The 17,488-nt window shown below is 47.4% G+C and carries 15 protein-coding genes; 9 read left to right on the forward strand and 6 right to left on the reverse strand.

Annotation, left to right across the window (positions count from 1 at the left end; genetic code table 11):
• Positions 1-150: 150 nt before the first annotated feature.
• The 4 genes from QT973_RS01900 to QT973_RS01915 all read right to left on the reverse strand — a co-directional run bounded on the left by QT973_RS01900 (position 151) and on the right by QT973_RS01915 (position 1,921).
• Complete coding sequence (locus QT973_RS01900; protein ID WP_333057957.1) at positions 151-543, reverse strand: PH domain-containing protein; 393 nt, start codon at positions 541-543, stop codon at positions 151-153.
• Positions 515-919, reverse strand: coding sequence for a ribonuclease P protein component (gene rnpA / locus QT973_RS01905; RefSeq protein WP_333057956.1), 405 nt, complete (start codon positions 917-919; stop codon positions 515-517). The genes QT973_RS01900 and rnpA overlap by 29 nt, the downstream gene beginning before the upstream one ends.
• Positions 920-961: 42 nt before the next feature.
• Positions 962-1,099, reverse strand: coding sequence for a 50S ribosomal protein L34 (gene rpmH, locus QT973_RS01910; protein ID WP_015174196.1), 138 nt, complete (start codon positions 1,097-1,099; stop codon positions 962-964).
• Between the two features lie 687 nt (positions 1,100-1,786).
• A complete protein-coding gene (locus QT973_RS01915) occupies positions 1,787-1,921 on the reverse strand; it encodes a MarR family transcriptional regulator (RefSeq protein WP_333231454.1) in 135 nt (44 codons plus the stop codon).
• 137 nt (positions 1,922-2,058) lie between these two features.
• On the opposite strand from QT973_RS01915, the gene QT973_RS01920 reads away from it, so the two are divergent.
• The 8 genes from QT973_RS01920 (at position 2,059) to QT973_RS01955 (ending at position 10,974) form a co-directional block, all read left to right on the forward strand.
• Positions 2,059-2,721, forward strand: a complete 663-nt coding sequence (locus tag QT973_RS01920; RefSeq protein WP_333209826.1) for a class I SAM-dependent methyltransferase — start codon at positions 2,059-2,061, stop codon at positions 2,719-2,721.
• Between the two features lie 124 nt (positions 2,722-2,845).
• The gene (locus tag QT973_RS01925) at positions 2,846-3,070 is read left to right on the forward strand and encodes a DUF433 domain-containing protein (RefSeq protein ID WP_333057949.1); all 225 of its coding nucleotides are present in this window, start codon (positions 2,846-2,848) and stop codon (positions 3,068-3,070) included.
• 45 nt (positions 3,071-3,115) lie between these two features.
• Complete coding sequence (locus QT973_RS01930) at positions 3,116-3,826, forward strand: M15 family metallopeptidase (RefSeq protein WP_333390447.1); 711 nt, start codon at positions 3,116-3,118, stop codon at positions 3,824-3,826.
• 434 nt (positions 3,827-4,260) lie between these two features.
• Positions 4,261-5,331 carry a glucose-1-phosphate thymidylyltransferase gene (locus QT973_RS01935; protein WP_333209822.1) on the forward strand — a complete coding sequence of 357 codons (1,071 nt, stop codon included), beginning with the start codon at positions 4,261-4,263 and terminating at the stop codon, positions 5,329-5,331.
• 304 nt (positions 5,332-5,635) lie between these two features.
• Positions 5,636-6,169, forward strand: coding sequence for a hypothetical protein (locus QT973_RS01940; RefSeq protein ID WP_333057946.1), 534 nt, complete (start codon positions 5,636-5,638; stop codon positions 6,167-6,169).
• Between the two features lie 253 nt (positions 6,170-6,422).
• Positions 6,423-8,552: a glycosyltransferase gene (locus QT973_RS01945; RefSeq protein WP_333390450.1), complete on the forward strand. Its 2,130-nt coding sequence runs from the start codon at positions 6,423-6,425 to the stop codon at positions 8,550-8,552.
• Positions 8,553-8,722: 170 nt separating this feature from the next.
• The gene (locus tag QT973_RS01950) at positions 8,723-9,793 is read left to right on the forward strand and encodes a glycosyltransferase family 1 protein (RefSeq protein WP_333390453.1); all 1,071 of its coding nucleotides are present in this window, start codon (positions 8,723-8,725) and stop codon (positions 9,791-9,793) included.
• A gap of 98 nt (positions 9,794-9,891) precedes the next feature.
• Complete coding sequence (locus QT973_RS01955; protein WP_333057943.1) at positions 9,892-10,974, forward strand: glycosyltransferase family 1 protein; 1,083 nt, start codon at positions 9,892-9,894, stop codon at positions 10,972-10,974.
• Positions 10,975-11,080: 106 nt separating this feature from the next.
• Here the strand turns inward: QT973_RS01955 and petG are convergent, their stop codons facing one another.
• Positions 11,081-11,200 carry a cytochrome b6-f complex subunit V gene (petG, locus tag QT973_RS01960; RefSeq protein WP_006632329.1) on the reverse strand — a complete coding sequence of 40 codons (120 nt, stop codon included), beginning with the start codon at positions 11,198-11,200 and terminating at the stop codon, positions 11,081-11,083.
• A 180-nt stretch (positions 11,201-11,380) separates the two neighbouring features.
• Between petG and QT973_RS01965 the strand changes: the two genes are divergently transcribed.
• Complete coding sequence (locus QT973_RS01965; RefSeq protein ID WP_333057942.1) at positions 11,381-11,761, forward strand: cytochrome c; 381 nt, start codon at positions 11,381-11,383, stop codon at positions 11,759-11,761.
• Positions 11,762-11,825: 64 nt separating this feature from the next.
• On the opposite strand, the gene QT973_RS01970 is transcribed toward QT973_RS01965, so the two are convergent.
• Positions 11,826-17,204 carry a DUF4347 domain-containing protein gene (locus QT973_RS01970; protein ID WP_333390456.1) on the reverse strand — a complete coding sequence of 1,793 codons (5,379 nt, stop codon included), beginning with the start codon at positions 17,202-17,204 and terminating at the stop codon, positions 11,826-11,828.
• Between the last annotated feature and the right edge of the window lie 284 nt (positions 17,205-17,488).

Genomic DNA, 17,488 nt, shown 5'->3' on the forward strand with positions numbered 1-17,488 from the left:
CGCTGAAGGCGAGCCGCCTCAATTTTTAGGGTTTTGTCTCTATCTTAGGACATTGCCCGTCGATCGACCGCCCGGTCTGCGGGTTTGTTTTAATGAGTTTGCCAATACTCGCACTGAATTGGGCCTCTAATCTGGGTGAAAGCGGTTCGGTTATTTAGCTTGGGCCGCGTTTGCTTTTTGAGCGGCTGCGGGCAGTTTTTCGTTAATGTAGTCATACATTGCTCGAAATTTCGGCATAGCTCTGAGTTCCAAGCGGCTGCCATTTTTCATGGTGAGCACCATGTCTCCGTAAGTCCCGAAACCGCGAGGTACTGTGACGATTTTGACTATATCTGAGTAGATAACGTCTGTCTGTTCGCCCCCCATCCAACCGCTAGTTACGGACACTCGGCGGCTCGTGATCCGATACCGCAGCCACAGAGCCCGGACAATTGCTCCTACTGCTAGGGGGATTCCCACCACAGTCAGCCCCAGGAGTAAATTGAGGATCAAGTCTCCGGGCGCGGGGCCGCCTTCATAATATACTTCCTCTCGAATTCCCATCTAGTACCTCGGCTTCTACCAACAACTGCTCTAATTCTTGCAGAATTTCTGCATAATTGCACTCTTGTGCGATCGGACGCACGACAATTACTAAATCCCACCCGAATTTTAATCGGGGCAATAGCTGTCGCAAAGCTGCCCGAATCTGACGCTTAATCCGATTGCGGACTACAGCGCGTTTGCTGACTTTCAGGCTGATGGAAATGCCTGTGCGAGTTGGCTGCAAGGATTTTTCGGCTGTCGGTTTCGCAAAGTCGGCGCTTTTTGGTTTACGCAGAGCTTTTAAGCTGAAATGGGCCGAGTTACGGCGCATTCCCTTGCGGTATACGGCGCTGAAGTCTTTTCGGTGCTTAAGTCGGTTTGTATCGGGCAACATGGCGTAGGGCGATCGTTGAGGCCTCTCAACCTTGATGCAGTGCTAGACTGCGAGGCGGTGGCGACCTTTGCTGCGGCGAGCTTTGATTACCAATCGACCGGTTACGGTACGCATTCTGGCGCGAAAACCGGATGTTCTTTTTCTTTTGCGGCTGGTTCCGTGCAGGGTTTGCTGTGTCATTTTGATTTCTCCCGGCTTGTTACTTTACTTTTGATTAATATTCACAATCTTCTAGTATACCATAGAAGGGTTTTCTTGGCAATTAGATTTTTCCGATTTGAATCGATCGCCACTCATCACAAAGCAACAATACGTTTTCTAGCTGGTGAACGAGATTTCGGTTGGGTTTTCACTATAGCAATCCTCGCATCATTCATGAGGATTTGTAGGGGTAGTGCTACCCCTACAAGAATTATGGAAATGATGCGAGGATCGCTATACCAGATACCTAACTTTTTAAGATGATATTGCAAGGGCGATCGCCTTTAACCGAAAATAATCAAATTCCCGACTTCTCAAACTTCTCCAACTCCCAGAAGTCCGGGATTTCTGCTGCTAGTCGGCCTTAACCCTAAACAACTCAAATCCCCGACTTATAAATTCATCCGTGTATCCGTGTCCAAGTATTTATTAAGACTGCTGTTTTTAAGAGTGCGTAGTATTTTGCGGTTATTTATAATTTAGTAGAGGTAGAGGCTCCTGCGTTTCATCCAAAAGAGCGATTTGTCGGTTTAGGAAAGATTGACGATCGCCCGATCGATTCTCAGAAGCGTTCTTGATCGGGCTGTGAAATTCCAGTCATTGACTTGTCTCGGATTTCAGCTACTAGCGGCGGTAGGACGTTTTGCAGTTCCCTACCTGCATCTGTCAGCCGCGCGTGGATCTCTCCCGGCGGACTAGGCCTGTTTCTTCCATGCGATCGATCGCGCCTGTCAGCGTCTGGCCTACCTCTTGCAGTTTGTCGCCAATGCTGGAAGTCGGCAAACCGTCTTCTTGCCACAAGCCCCAAAGGGTGCAAGTCAGTTTTTTGGCGATCGAATGCTACGCTAAAAGCGGGAATCCACCCTCTGCCGGATATGTTAACAATTCTTAATTGTTCTTAAACTAGAAAGAGTAAATCTAGTTCGCGATCTGAATTTATGTTGCTTCCAGCCGACCAGCGCACCAAGTTAGATGACACCGACGACAATTTGTTCTACTCCTATCCTCGGTTTGTAACGCACGTAGACGATGGATTCATTCAGCAACTAACCGATTTGTATCGGGAACGGCTGAAACCGAATACTCGGGTCTTTGATATGATGAGCAGTTGGGTTTCTCACTTGCCCGACGAGATGCAATTTGCCCATGTTGAAGGGCACGGCATGAATGAAGAAGAGTTGGCAAAAAATCGCAGACTGAATCATTATTTCGTGCAGAATTTGAACGCAAATCCCAAATTGCCACTGCCGGATGCAGAGTTTGACGCCGTTGTCAACTGTGTTTCGGTACAGTATTTGCAGCACCCGGATGCGATTTTTGCCGAGATTCACCGCATTTTGAAGCCTGGTGGCGTAGCAATTATGAGCTTTTCCAACCGGATGTTTTATCAAAAGGCGATCGCGGCTTGGCGGGAAGGTTCCGAGGGCGATCGGGTAGAATTAGTCAAGAGTTACTTTGATTCTGTCAAAGGAGCGAATATACCCGGATTTAGCAAGCCGGAAGTAATTGCTCGCAAGCCTAACTTGCCGAGTTTTATGCAAATGCTGCGAATACCAAGCGGCGATCCATTTTATGCGGTAGTTGCTTACCGCCAAAGTTAGGATTTTTTGGCTGTAAGGACTTTAGGACTTTAGGTGAAGATTGAAAGCACTAAAGTCCTTACTACAAACCGATCGAAAGCTACGCTCTTTAGGTTAGGATATATTTAATATGTGCTCCTAAAATATGGAAAACGAACTTTTGCAGCGCATCACACTCGATCCAAATATCTGTCACGGAAAACCCTGTATTCGCGGTCTCCGATATCCAGTAGAGTTAATTCTTGAATTACTCAGTTCTCGTATGAATGCTAAAGAAATTGTAGATGACTATGACGATTTAGAACATGAGGATATTCTAGCTGCTTTGCTATTTGCCGCGCGGCTGACTCAAGTGAAAAGCATATACTGAGTATTGTAGTTCATCAGTAATCATAAAGTAGGGTAACACCTTGATATGAAACCATACCAGCAAATAGCGATCGACGAATGTGGCGAACCTTTAGTCCCTATTCCAGCAGAACATTTTGCCTTTGAAATACCGCACCCTTATCAAAAGTTGGGTGCACCCTATCACAACAGCAAAGCAGATTCCCCTTTCTACTTGCGGCAAGGAGTTGTAGATAGTTTAATCGCCGCTCAAACCCAGCTACAGCAAAATCATCAAAATTGGAAAATTCTGATATTTGACGCTTATCGACCCGTGGAAGTGCAGCAATTTATGGTAGATTATACTTTTAATCAAATTGCCATAGCTCAAGGCTGCGAATTTCCGGTTTCCGAAGACAAACGCCAAGTGATTATAGAACACGTATATCAATTTTGGGCACTACCCAGCCTCGATCGCGCAACGCCGCCCCCTCACAGTACAGGTGCAGCTTTAGATATAACTTTAGTGGATGAAAACAATCTGCAAATTGATATGGGTTCTCCGATTGATGAAATATCAGAACGTTCTTATCCAGATTACTTCTGTAATAGTAAGGATCCGAAAAAACAAGAATATCACCGTCGCAGGAAAATATTAAAAGATGCGATGATAGCTGCGGGTTTTCAGCAGCATCCAAACGAATGGTGGCATTTTTGTCTGGGCGATCAGATGTGGGCTTGGTTGACAAATCAAAACAATAGTGGTAGTCAATTGATTGCCCGATATGGCCGCTATTAAAAGGGTAGACAATTAAATCGGGACGGGCGCACTTGCAACCTTAAGAAAGGGTTTTTTTGACAAAAAACTCAGCTTTTAACTGCTTCCTGTGGCAATAAACCTGGTTTCTGACCGAAAGCATCGAGGATACCCGCCACGTGATTCATCCGTCCAGAAATAAAAAACCTGTATCCGATGAAACTTGCCGAACGTATTTATCTCGCGCAAGTCAATTCTAAAATCTAAAATCTAAAATCTAAAATCTAAAATCTAAAATCGATTGAAACTCTGTGTGTCCAGCACTATAAAAGTATGAGCAAAATAAATCATTGGTGTCAGGAGACACTGCAACTATTGCCAGCGGGGTAGCGGTAGTTTAAAATCAACAAGAGCAACAAGTGCAGGCAATAGTTGCCAGCACCGCAAACCCTAAAGCATAACTCAGAGTTCACCCAATGAAAGCACTCATCCTCTCTGGCGGTAAAGGAACACGCTTGCGTCCCCTCACCTATACGGGTGCTAAGCAGTTGGTTCCTGTAGCAAATAAGCCGATACTGTGGTACGGAATTGAAGGAATTGTGGCGGCTGGGATTACGGATATTGGGATTATTATTAGTCCCGAAACCGGGGAAGAGGTGAAGACGAAAACAGGAGATGGATCTCGCTTCGGTGCGAAAATTACTTATATCTTGCAAGCAGAGCCGGCAGGGCTCGCTCACGCGGTAAAAGTTGCCAGACCGTTTTTGGGCGATTCTCCATTTATTATGTATTTGGGAGATAACTTAATTCAGAATCAGTTAGATCCGTTTTTAGAGATTTTTAACACGCAGAAACTAGACGCTCTGATTATGCTGCGTCCCGTTTCCAATCCCTCTGCTTTCGGTGTGGCAAAAGTTGATGAGAAAGGCCGAGTTTTGCAGTTAGTAGAAAAGCCCAAGGTTCCGCCGTCCAATTTAGCACTGGTGGGGATTTACTTTTTTGCTCCTACTATCCACGAGGCGATCGATCAAATTCAACCTTCGCCCCGGGGTGAACTCGAAATTACCGATGCCATTCAACAACTCATCAATAAGGAAAAACAGGTAGAAGCCTGCAATTTAGAGGGTTGGTGGCTGGATACGGGTAAAAAAGATGATTTGCTGAGTGCAAACCAAATCATTTTAGATAGCTGTATCGTAGCTTCAACTGAATTAAAAGTAGATGCGAAAAGTCAAATTATCGGGCGAGTGCAAATAGGAGAAGGAACGGAAATCATTAATTCTACAGTTCGCGGGCCAGTGGTAATTGGGGAAAATTGCCGCATAGAAAATTGCTTTATCGGGCCTTACAGCAGTATTGCCGATCGCGTGACGATGATTGATGCTGATATCGAACACAGTGTAATATTGCAAGGGGCGAAAATAGTTGGCATTCACCAGCGAATTGTTGACAGCGTGATCGGGCAGCGAGCTCAACTCACCAATGCACCGGCTCGTCCAAAAGCTCTGCGGTTTATGATTGGTGATGACAGTCAAATTGAGTTATAGCAATCCTTGCAGGAGTCGTCAACTTTTTACCCCCCCCCAACCCTCCCCGCGGGTTCGGGGAGGGAGTAAGAAATTCACAAATGATTTAGGATTGCTATAGCTTAAATTGAGATATTGCCAATATCGGAAGCAATAATCCTGATTTAGCAAGAGATAAATTTTCTTGTGGGGAGTAGGGGTTGGGCATCCTGCCCGCCCTTGAACAGGCTTTCCGGCCTGTTCCACAATTAATTACAATGATGGAAACAGCAAAGATTCCTGTTCCATAATAAGTCATAGTAAGTTATCTAAAGGAGAGGAAAGTTTGCAGTACGAAGAAATACCAACTCAACAGATAATACATAAATTGCGGCAAACTTTGGAGCCGCGAATTGGTATTGCTGAGCTGTCGCTGTTGGGAACAGAAAATAGTGCGATCGCCCAAAATGAAGATGACGAAGATATCGCCCTTTTAAAAGCAGGTTTCGACATTTATAATATCCCCATTACCTCTTACCAAAGGCGACTCGGTTCCGCAGTCATCGTCGTTAGGAAAATAGTCCGAAAATTGCTCAGACCGGTACTCGAACGACAAGTAATTTACAATTTTGCTAATACGCGGGTCGTGCATACATTAAGCACACAATTGCAAAAATTGCAAGAAAATCAACAAACTATCTTTGAAAAAATTGAATCGGAATTCAGCAGCGAATATCCCGAAGTTACAGCACAGCTTGAGACTCAACAAAGAGCGATCGCAACTTTTCAGTCTGAAATAGAGCAAATTAAAGCAGTGCAGCAGCAACATACTGCTATTTTAGAGAAGATTACCGCTCAATTGCTCGATCGACAAAAATAAAGCATCAAAGATGACCCAAAATAATTTGGTCACAAGGCCCCAGATTTATTCGCGAGAGCAATGCTTCAATGCTTCAATCAAAAATCGAAAATTATTCAATTCCTCAATCTAAAATCCTAAATCCCCAATCGAAAATTCCTCAATTCTTCAAATTTTCAATGATTCAAATTTTCAATGATTTAATCCCAAATCGAAAATTCTTCAATCCTTAAATTCCTCAATCTAAAATCTAAAATCTAAAATCTAAAATCGAATGACTGCACTGCCCATATGCTCGTTAATTATAGTCAACTATAACGGTCTGCGCCACACGAAAGATTGCTTAAAATCTCTACAAAAACTTGCGTATCCCGAATCGCAACTTGATTTAATTGTAATTGATAATTGTTCTCAAGACGATTCCGTTAATTCCCTGCGCGAACTATTTCCCAAAGTTCGGATTTTTGTCAACTCCGCCAACAACTTTGCGAAAGCCCTCAACCTCGGCATCAGCGAAGCAAAAGGGCAATATATCGGGTTTCTAAATAACGATGCTACCCTTGACAGTCGCTGGTTAGAGATTCTTGTAAAACGGCTAGAAACTAATAAAGAAGTAGGTGCGACTAGCGGCAAATTGTTGTTTAAAGACGGGCGAATTAACAGCGCTGGTATTCAGCAATTACCTAATTTTTATTGGCAAGATGTCGGTTTTGGCGAAAAAGATGCGGGACAGTACGATACAGAACGGGAAGTCGAAGGACTTTGTTGGGCGGCGGTGCTTTTCCGCAGGAAATGTCTGGAAGATGTGGGGCCGATAGATGAAGATTTTGTGATGTATTTTGAGGATGTAGAGTTTGCCAAACGCTGCCACAAACGCGGTTGGAAAATGCTTTATACTCCCGCCGCTATCGCCCATCACGAGTATCGGGGTTCGAGTAAAGGCAGCAAACTCACCGAGTATTTCTGCAACCGCAATCGGTTTTTGTATTTGGCGAAACATGAACCGTTGCAATTAGTATCTTCAATTCATACTTCAGATTTTTTTACCCATAAGCAGTACGATTTGCTGTTCGAGAGTTTATTTGTAGCGATTAAAAAACTTCTAGATTATCAGAAACCAGAAATCATCGAAACTGTATTGCCACAGTTGTCGGAAAAGTTGGCGGTGATTTACAGTCGGATGAAGATCGATCGCATTTTGTCTCGCTTACAGGTGGTTCGGGGCGATCGCAAAATGTCGATCGCCATTTACGATCACGGACTGCATTTTATTGGTGGCGGTCAAAAATACGTTGCTACCCTCGCCTCGCTGCTGCAAAATGAATTTGACATTACTTTTATCGCCAACAAACCAGTTGCTGTTTCCGACTTAGAATCGTGGTACGGACTCAACCTTTCAGGATGCAAAATTAAAATTATGCCCTTGGCGTTTTACGATAAACGCGGAATGCAGTGCATCGATTCCAGCATCATCGTGGAAGATATGGAAAATCCCTTTGATGAAATTGCCAGAGAAAGCAAAAACTACGATATTTTCATCAACGCGAACCAACTGGAAAAAGTTAAACCACTGTCGCCAATTTCAGTATTTTTCTGTCACTTTCCCAATACCTTCCGCAACCGTCACTTTGCTGTCGATGATTACACTTTCATTATTGTCAACAGTCAATTTACCGTCAAGTGGTTGGAAAAACGCTGGAACCTACAGCCAACTTTTCTGCTTTATCCGCCCGTGGAAATGGCAACAGTTAAAGTGCCGAAAGAAAAAATAATTTTGGCTGTGGGACAGTTTGAAGCTGGGGGAACAAAAAAGCAAATTGAACTAATTAAAGCTTTCCGCAGTTTGCTAGCGGATTATCCCGAAGATTTTCAAGGATGGCGACTAATTTTGGTTGGCAGCAGCATTCCGAAAAATCCTTATTTAAAGACTGTTCAGAACTTATTGAAGCAAGATTCAAGGGCGATCGAGCTAAAAGTCAATGCTGACTTTGATGAGGTAAAATCACTTTATGCTAGAGCAAGTATATTTTGGCACGGCTGCGGTTTGGGTGAAGTCAATCCTCAAAGATTTGAGCATTTCGGGATGGCGACTGTGGAAGCAATGCACAACTATTGTGCTCCGATTGTTTTCAACGGTGGCGGCCAACCGGAAATTGTGGAACATGGGCGATCGGGCTTTTTGTTCAATACCGTTGAGGAACTGTGCCAGCATTCACATCAACTAATTGTTAATCCTGATTTGCTAGCAGAACTTCAAGCTGGTGCACAGCAACGCAGTCAGAACTTTAGACTTGCACATTTTGAGAAAAAAGTCAATAGTTTTTTTGATATTCTTCACGAAGAGTATGCTACAATTCGGCTGCCAAATCCTGCCGATATAGCTCAAATGCTCGATCGAACTTAAAGGCTAATTAAATAGTCCACCAGGGGTTAAAACCCCGGGCTCAAAGCTAAAGTCCTCTTGCATAGGACTAATATCAAAGTCGATTTTATTAGCGTTTTCTTTAGTCCGCGTAGGCGGACTTTGTATGTGTAGTCGCGACTTCCAGTCGCCGGATATCTTTCCCTAAAATCATGTCTAATTCACTGTTAATCAATTTGTCCTTCTTAACACCCGAACCAACTGGAATCGGGACTTACGCCGCTAATCTTTTCCCGCAACTGGAACCGCTAGAACCAACATTACTGACTTCCCAGCAAATTAACAATTATACTTGCTATCAAATCCCAGAAACTCTGACACCGGATCGAGGGTCAAAAGGACAAATTAACAGGCTGCTGTGGACTCAATTCAACTTGCCAAAAATTTACAAAAAATTGCAGTCAAGCCTGATATTTTCCCCAATTCCCGAAGCACCTTTATATTCCGGCTGCCGCTACATCGTCACAGTTCACGATTTAATTCCTTTGCGATTTCCCCAACGGTTTTCTCGATTAACAGCTTATTTCCGCTACTACATACCGCAGGTTTTGCGACAAGCAGAACACATTATTTGCGATTCTCAAGCAACGGCGGCAGATGTTGCTAACTTTTTCCAGATTCCGTCTAAGAAAATGACCGCCATTCCCCTAGCTTGCGATAATATTAATTTTAGATATCTCGACTTGCCCGCCAAAAATTATTTTCTTTATACCGGCAGACACGATCCTTACAAAAACTTGGAGAGATTAATTGCTGCATTTGCGAGTTTACCCGATCGCGCAAACTACGAATTGTGGCTAGCAGGGCCTCCCAATGCCTACACGCCGCAGTTGACAGCACAAGTTGAAGAATTAGGTTTACAATCTTTGGTAAAATTTCTCGGTTACGTTCCCTATTCTCAATTGCCCGTACTGATGAATCAGGCGATCGCCCTAGTTTTCCCTACACTGTGGGAAGGATTCGGCTTACCAATTTTAGAAGCAATGGCTTGCGGCACACCAGTCATCACATCCAACCTGTCATCAATGCCAGAAGTAGCCGGAGATGCCGGATTATTAGTCAATCCTTACAGCATCCCAGAAATAGCCGAAGCCATGCAAACAGTAGCCACAGATTCAAAAGTGCGATCGAACTTAAAAACTGCTAGTTTAGCCAGAACATCTCAGTTTAGTTGGCACAAAACCGGAAAAGCAACCGCCAACATCTTACAACAATATCTTTAAATCTTCCCTCTCTTCCTTTCTCCTCTCTGCGTCCTCTGCGCCCTCTGCGGTTAAATAAAAAAAATCCCACCCAAAAACCGCACTCTACATATTATCCCATGCCCAATCCCCAATCCAACCTGCTCATCAACCTCTCCTTCCTAATTTCCAAACCAACCGGCTTAGCCATCTACGCCAAAAACCTATTTCCCCACCTAAAACCCCTCAACCCAACATTACTAACAGCCGAAAAAATTCCCAATAACAACTGCTACCAAATCCCCGCCAACCTAACACCCGAACAAGGAACCAAAGGACACATCAACCGATTGCTGTGGACACAAACCCAACTCCCCAAAATTTACAAACAGCTAAAATCTAACCTGTTATTTTCCCCAATTCCCGAAGCTCCTCTATTTGCAGGTTGCCGCTATATAATTACAGTACATGACTTGATAGCGCTGCGATTTCCCCGCCGCTTCGATCCTCTGACACCTTACCACCGCTACTACATTCCCCAAGTGCTGCGGCAGGCTCAACACGTCATTTGTGACTCTGAATCAACTGCCAAAGATATCGCTAATTTTTGCAATATTCCTACTAATTTAATTACGCCAATTTTCCCCGGATACGATACCAGTTTTTTCCGTTTTTTAGACTTGCCAACAAGCAATTATTTTCTTTATATCGGCCGCCACAATCCGTATAAAAACGTGCAGCGAGTTGTAGCAGCCTTTGCTGCTTTGCATGATAATTCCGAGTACGAATTGTGGATAGCAGGTTCGGAAGACAAACGCTATACCCCGCTACTGAAGGCGCAGGTTCAAGAATTGGGATTGGCCGATCGAGTAAAATTCCTAGATTACCTCCCCGCGGCAGACTTACCCAAAGTCATCAACCAAGCGATCGCCCTGGTTTTCCCCAGTCTTTGGGAAGGATTCGGGCTCCCCGTGCTCGAAGCAATGGGGTGCGGCACTCCTGTCATCACCTCTAACCTGTCTTCAATGCCCGAAGTGGCGGGGGACGGCGCGTTATTAGTCAACCCCTACAGCGTCGAGGAAATTGCCTCTGCTATGCAAGAGCTTGCAGTCGATGCCAAAGTTCGATCGCACTTGCGGGAGCTCGGTTTGGCTAGGGCAAAACAATTTAGCTGGGAAAAAACAGGCTTGGAAACTGCTGCTATTCTCGATCGATATCTTTAACAAACAAAGGCGAATAGCCCAACACGGATTTGGACACGGATACACGGATGAGTCGGGGGGCACTCAAGGCAGGGCGGGCACTCAAGGCACCGCCCCTACAAGCCTTTTACTTATTGATACCCAACTGATCGCCGCGCTTGTACTGCTGATAAGCAGCAAAAAACAGCCCCGCCAGAGTAACAAAGATTAGACCCAGAACAATACCTGAAAGTAGCGGTTCTACCATGAGAGCTCCTCAACGTTAAGATTTAACAACCTATTTTTAATATTACCAGCACTTACACAGATGAATTTTCCCAAAAGCAGCCTTCCGTGGGTCTCAGACCTTGCTCTCCCCGCTGCGAACGATTAAGCTATGTTATGAGAAATAAATTTTCTTGTAGATACTATTTTTAATTGAACTCCTTTGAATAACCAACTTGCCAGGAATGAAATTAAAAACCCGATCGAGCGACTTGCCATATTTGCGCTAGCGGTGTTGCTTGCCATCATCTTGGCAATTATCACAATACGTCAATTTCAAGTCGCCGATCCTTACGTCAAAAGCGTCCTATCCCTCACGGGCAACCCGTTTCAGGGTTCCGCCATCTTTCAAATGAACTGTGCGGGTTGTCACATCTCCGTTTCAGACAGTCAAGTCGGGCCCAACTTGCACGGAGTTTCCGAGCGCAAATCCGAATTGGATCTGATCCGGCAAGTCACCAGCGGGCAAACCCCACCAATGCCGCAGTTTCAACCGAGTCCGCAAGAAATGGCCGACTTGCTGAAGTATCTCGAACAAATTTGACCAAAGAAGGGGAACGGAATTCGTTCCCCTTCTTTGGCTGACACTCGAAACTTTGATCGGCAGACTAAACCAGCAAGTTAAAACTCTGAGCCGATAACTGGCTCGGCTGTACGCCCGTCAGTATAGCCAAAATCTGGTCGCTGTTGGCAATTCCGATCGCCGTCGAGCCATTAGTTTCGGTTAACGACAGTTGATTGAAGTCCAAGCCTCCCACCAACTCGATCGAATCAACTCCTGCAGTGAAGTTGAAAATCGTGTCAATTCCTCCCCCCGCTGATAAGACAAAACCATCGCTGCCACTGCCACCGACGAGGGTATCGCTGCCAATGCCACCAAAGAGCAAGTTATCGCCGGTGCCACCAAAGAGCAAATCATCACCGCTGCCGCCAATTAAGGTATTGTTACCGTCGTCGCCGCAGAGAGTGTCATTGCCTTGATCGCCAAAGAGCACATCGTCGCCAGCGCCTCCCAAAATTACGTCATCGGCTTTGCCCCCGTACAATAAGTCATTGCCTTCGTCGCCAGAAATAGAGTCGTTGCCACGATTGCCATAAATCGTATCGTTACCGCGATCGCCAAAAATCAGGTCAAACCCTTTGCCACCAAAGAGAGTATCGCTATCGATGCCTCCATAGACAGTATCGTTGGCCGTATTGCCATTGATATAGTCACCGCCCCCTCGACCAAAGATCAAATCGTTGCCGCTCAACCCGAAGATAGAGTCACTGCCAGCACTACCCACGATCGTATCGTCCCCGTTAGGGCCATTGATCACATTACCCGCGGTCGGAGTACCTGGTTCAGTGGGAGTAGCTATCCTGGGGAAGTTCTCAGGGCAAACCAAATCTGTCGGTACAGGTTCCGGTGTCGGTGTCGGCGTCGGTACAGGTGCAGGCGTCGGCGTCGTTACAGGTGCAGGTGCAGGCGTCGGCGCAGGTGCAGGTGCAGGCGCAGGTGCAGGCGTCGGCGCAGGTGCAGGCGTCGGCGCAGGTGCAGGCGTCGGCGTCGGTACAGGTGGCAGTGGCACTGGCGGCGGAGTCGGCGTCGGAGTCGGAGTCGGCGTCGGAGTCGGCGTCGGCGGCGGCGGCGCTGGGAAGTTCCCGAAGTTGATGCCCGTAACAATAGCGCCTGAAGTTAGGGCGATGTCGGCAGGGTCGGGTGTGCTTTGGGTAAACCCAGTTTGGTTGACTTCCCTGACGCGGTAGGTTCCCGGCGTTAGGTTCGCGAACAGGTAGTTGCCACTGTTGTCTGTGGTAGTAGTAACAGGAGCAGGAGCAGTTCCAGCTACGACATTGGTTAACTGAATTTGGAAATTGGGTAAACCCGGTTCTCCAGCATCCTGAGTGCCATTGTTGTTGGTGTCTTGGAACTTCAGACCTCGGATCGCCCCCGGTTGGGGCAGGAAGTTGCCGAAGTCAATGCCTGTGATGTTATCCGAGGGATTAACCGTAACGGGAGCGGGGTTAGGGGTCGTCTGCGTCCAGCCGTTTTGCTGGACTTCCCTTACCTGGTAAGTACCTGCAGGTATATCTCGCAGAGTGTAGTTGCCCGCTGCATCAGTGATGGTAGTCGGTTCGCCCTGCTGAAAGATGCCATCGGGAGTGATACTGTCGAGGAATATTTGCCAGTTAGCTAGCCCCAATTCTCCGGCATCCTTAACGCCGTTGTTGTTGAGGTCATTGAATTTTTGACCGCTGATAGTGCTCGACTGGAAGTTGCCGAAGTTGATATTAGCGATATCTTGACCGCTGGTGACAGTGATGTCCGCCGGGTCGGAGGTAGTTTGCGTCCAAGTAGGCTGCAAGACTTCCCGCACCTTATAGGTTCCGGCTGACAAATCGAGGAATTTGTAGTTGCCGGTGGCATCGGTGAGGGTGTTCGGTTCCCCAGTGTCGAGAGTACCGTTATCGTTGGTATCGAGGAAGAATTGCCAGTTGGGTAGTCCTGTTTCTGCTGGCGCATCTTGGATGCCATTTGTGTTGAGGTCATTGAACTTCAGACCGCTAATCGAGTTGGGCTTGAAGTTGCCGAAGTTGTTGTTTTGGGAGTCTGTGCCGCTGGTGACGGCGATCGTAAACGCGCCGGGAACAGTAGGCCTAGCTGGGTTGACGGGGGGTACAGTTTGCGTCCAGCCGGTTTGTGGCACTTCCCGCACTGTATAAGTGCCGGCTGGCAGGTTGGTGAACTGATACTTACCGGCGACATCGGTGACGGTGGCGTTGGTGCCTGTTTCGCCTGGTATTGCATCTTGGCTGCCGCTGTCGTTGGCATCCAAGTAAATTGTCCAGCCTCCTAGCGGTGGTTCTTCTGGCCCATCTTGGATGCCATTTTTGTTGAGGTCATTAAATTTGATCCCGCTGATTTTGCCTAGTTGGAAATTGCCGAAGTTTTGAGCCGTAATGTTTGTGCCGCTGACCGGGTTAATTGGATAAAAAGTCGGGCCGGCGGTTTGTGAGAAACCATCCGGCACGTCTTCTCTCACAAAGTGCCGACCGGAGCCGACGTTGGCAAAGCTATACGTCCCAGGCGCCGCTGGCGCTGTACCGGTAACTTGAGAGGCAATTTCCGTATCACCGCTATCTAAAGTGCTGTTATCGTTAGTATCTTTGAACAAGCGAATGGTAGTGCCGTTGAGGGGGGTGTCGTCAGCAGAGAAGCTATTACCTGTGAGGTCGGTGAATTTGGTGCCGCTAACGGTGATGTTTTGGAAAATGCCGAAGTTTTGACCGGTGACGGGAGTACCGCTTTGGGCGGTAACGGGAAGTGCGGCAGCGGGGAAAGAGATAGTGGAGTTGGCTGGGGCAGTGGCTTGTATCAGGTAATTGCCGGGGCCTATATCCGCGAATGTGTAATCTCCGGCTCCCGCAGTGGTTTGTGGAGTGCCCACAACCGTATCTGTGCCGACTTCTAGCGTGTTGTTGTTGTTGGTGTCTTTGTATAAAGTTACCGTGACGCCGTTTAATGTGGTGTCGGTGCCAAGGTCTAAGACTTTGTTGCCGACGAGATCGGTGTAGGTTTTGCCCGCGATCGATGTCAGTTGGAAATTGCCGAAGTTAGCACCCGTAACATCAGCAGTACCAGTCGTCACCGTTGGTGCTAAAGTCTGCACCCAATCGGTTTGTAACGTTTCTGCGATCGCTGTATTGGCCTTAGTATCCGTGAGAGTGTATTGGCCGAGAGTGGCAGCAACCGCAGATGTTACATTAGTCTTCGTACCTGCGGTAATAGTCCAGCCGCCTAGACCTGGTTCAGTTGCCGCAGCACCTTGCAGGCTATCCCCGTTCAGGTCGTTGAATTTCTGACCCACGACCACTGGGCCGTACTCGTAAGCACCGATGTCAACACTAGGTTTGCTGACAAGAGTATTGTCGATTTTCCGAGGGAAACCTGTACCGCGTTGGTCAGTAGTTAAACCGGCCGCTGTTGCGTCGGCGCTGTTGCCACCGCCAATGGCTTGGTTAGTGCTAGTTGTGACCGGGCTGTTATCAACTAGGGCAAGGGTGAAAGGAGCCGGAGCCGTTGCGCCATTCAATCCGGCAGAGCCGACTGGTGCTAATACATTTGTCAAAGCACCGGTTAGTTGCTGAGTCGCTGTAAAACCAGTGCTACTGCCGAGAACCCCAATCAGGTTGTTGTTCCCGGTGAATGTCCCTGTAACATCAGTGTCGGTAGTAGCAACGTTGCCAGCGACGATCGTGTTTTTGACTGTAACTGTACCGCCGTTGTTGTAAATTCCTCCGGCACTAGCAATCAGACTAGCCGGTGTGCCAACTGTGGCGGCTGTTGCAGAGTTATAAGCGATCGTGTTGTTAGTGAGGGTAGCTGTAGCACCTAAGTTGACGAAAATTGCACCACCTGCGGCTGTACCCGCACCTGCGGCAACATTACCAGCATTGCCACCCGTAACTGTGTTGCTATATAAGGTGCTGTTGGTCATGGTCAAAGTGCCACCGCCAACAAAAATCGCGCCACCTAAACCTGCACCGCCGCCGCCAGCAGTAGCACCAGCACCGCCAAAAGTGCCTCCAGCGCTTGCAATATTGCCACTACCGCCACCGCCGCCGAAGCCGCCAATGCCTCCAGCGCCGATAGCACCAAGCACCGCACCTGTACCAGAAGTACCGCCAGCACCACCGCCGCCACCAAAGGCGCCAGCACCGCCAACACCGCCATTGCCACCATTACCTGGAATACCAGTACCAGCAGGACCGCCACCGCCACCGGCACCACCACCACCGCCGCCACTACCGACAACACTACCAGCACCACCAGCACCACCAATGCCACCAGCACCACCGTTTGTGCCGCCAACACCAGTACCGCCAGTGCCGCCAATACCGCCAGTACCGCCAGCATTACCAGTACCGCCAGCCTCGCCATCTTCGCCAACCCCACCGGCAGCGCCATTACTTGGTAGACCATTTCTACCATTTCTACCATTTGTCCCTGCTGTGCCTCCAAAGACAGTAGCCAGATCCGCGCTACCACCCTTGCCACCATTCCCCGCCGCACCTGCACCGCCAACGGCAGAGTTATTAGAAAAAGTAACTCTGTCAACTGTGACTGTACCGCTGTTGATAAAAAGGGCGCCACCTAAGCCTGCGGCGCCACCACCACCGGCGGTTCCTGCGTTGCCTACTGCTTGTGCGGAATCAATGGTGAGGTTTGAGATGTTAAATGTTGTGTTATCAACTACAAAGGCACGGTTGTTATTGCCGCTGATCTTGAAACCACCGCCAACAATAGTGGTGGTGTCGGTAATTCTCGGCAATTGCCCTGCGAGGGTAATATCGGCAGTGAGAGTGATCGTGTCAATGCCACTGTTGATGTTGGCAACATTGATGGCATTTACCAGTCCGTTAAAGTCGCCAGTCCTTTGGTTCAAGTCAGCCAGTACGCCACTGTAAGCTTCCCTCGCCTCAGCCGAAAATGCCAAAGGTGTTTCAATGTTTCCCGTAGTTACTTCGAGTTCCCAATCTCCACCCAACGCAGCATTCCCAGTCAAGTTATCGGAAGCGGCAATATTTGCCCCGGTGAGCTGGCTCAGCCTTTGGACGAAAGCGACACCTGCTTCTGTGGCGGCGACGTTGCAACCGTAAAGTAGAATTTCGGGTTTAGCTGTAATTGAAGAGTTCGAGTTTGTTTCGGCTGCTGGCAAAGCAAACCATGTTTCTAAATAATTGCGGTAGCTTTCAATGTTGCACAGATTTAGTTCTGTTGCTCCCAGTTGCAAGCTGGCTGCTGCGCCGTGAGACAAAATGTGGACGGCTGCAATGTTTTTCCGCTGTTTAAGTGTTTCGGCAATTTGCTCAATGCCGTCGCGATCGGCTTTGAGAATAACAATTTCTGTATCGGAATTGACCGTTTCTGTTAAACTTTCGCAATCTTTAACTTGTGAATCAGCAAAAACTATTTGGTGTTTCCGTTCTTTATAGAGTTCCACGTTCAAATTCTCCTGGTACACGCACACATCAAATTCATATCACAAACCAACCGCAGCAGCGATCGAGCTTTCCCGCTGAGTGCGGATGAGAGTCGTTGGCGAAGCTTGCAGAAGAGGATCGCTCCTAATTTCACCTAACCTAACTTTCACCTAAATTGAATATTGACAAAAACTTTTTTTTATGCTGCCCTGCCATAACTGAGTTAGTTTGATTGTTTAGAAGTTTTATAGGGGGATATTGTTCCGGCTGTTACAACAATGTTGGAGAAGACGTGCGCGCTGTT

It is taken from the genome of Microcoleus sp. Z1_A1 (assembly GCF_036700305.1).
Taxonomy (GTDB): Bacteria; Cyanobacteriota; Cyanobacteriia; order Cyanobacteriales; family Microcoleaceae; genus Microcoleus.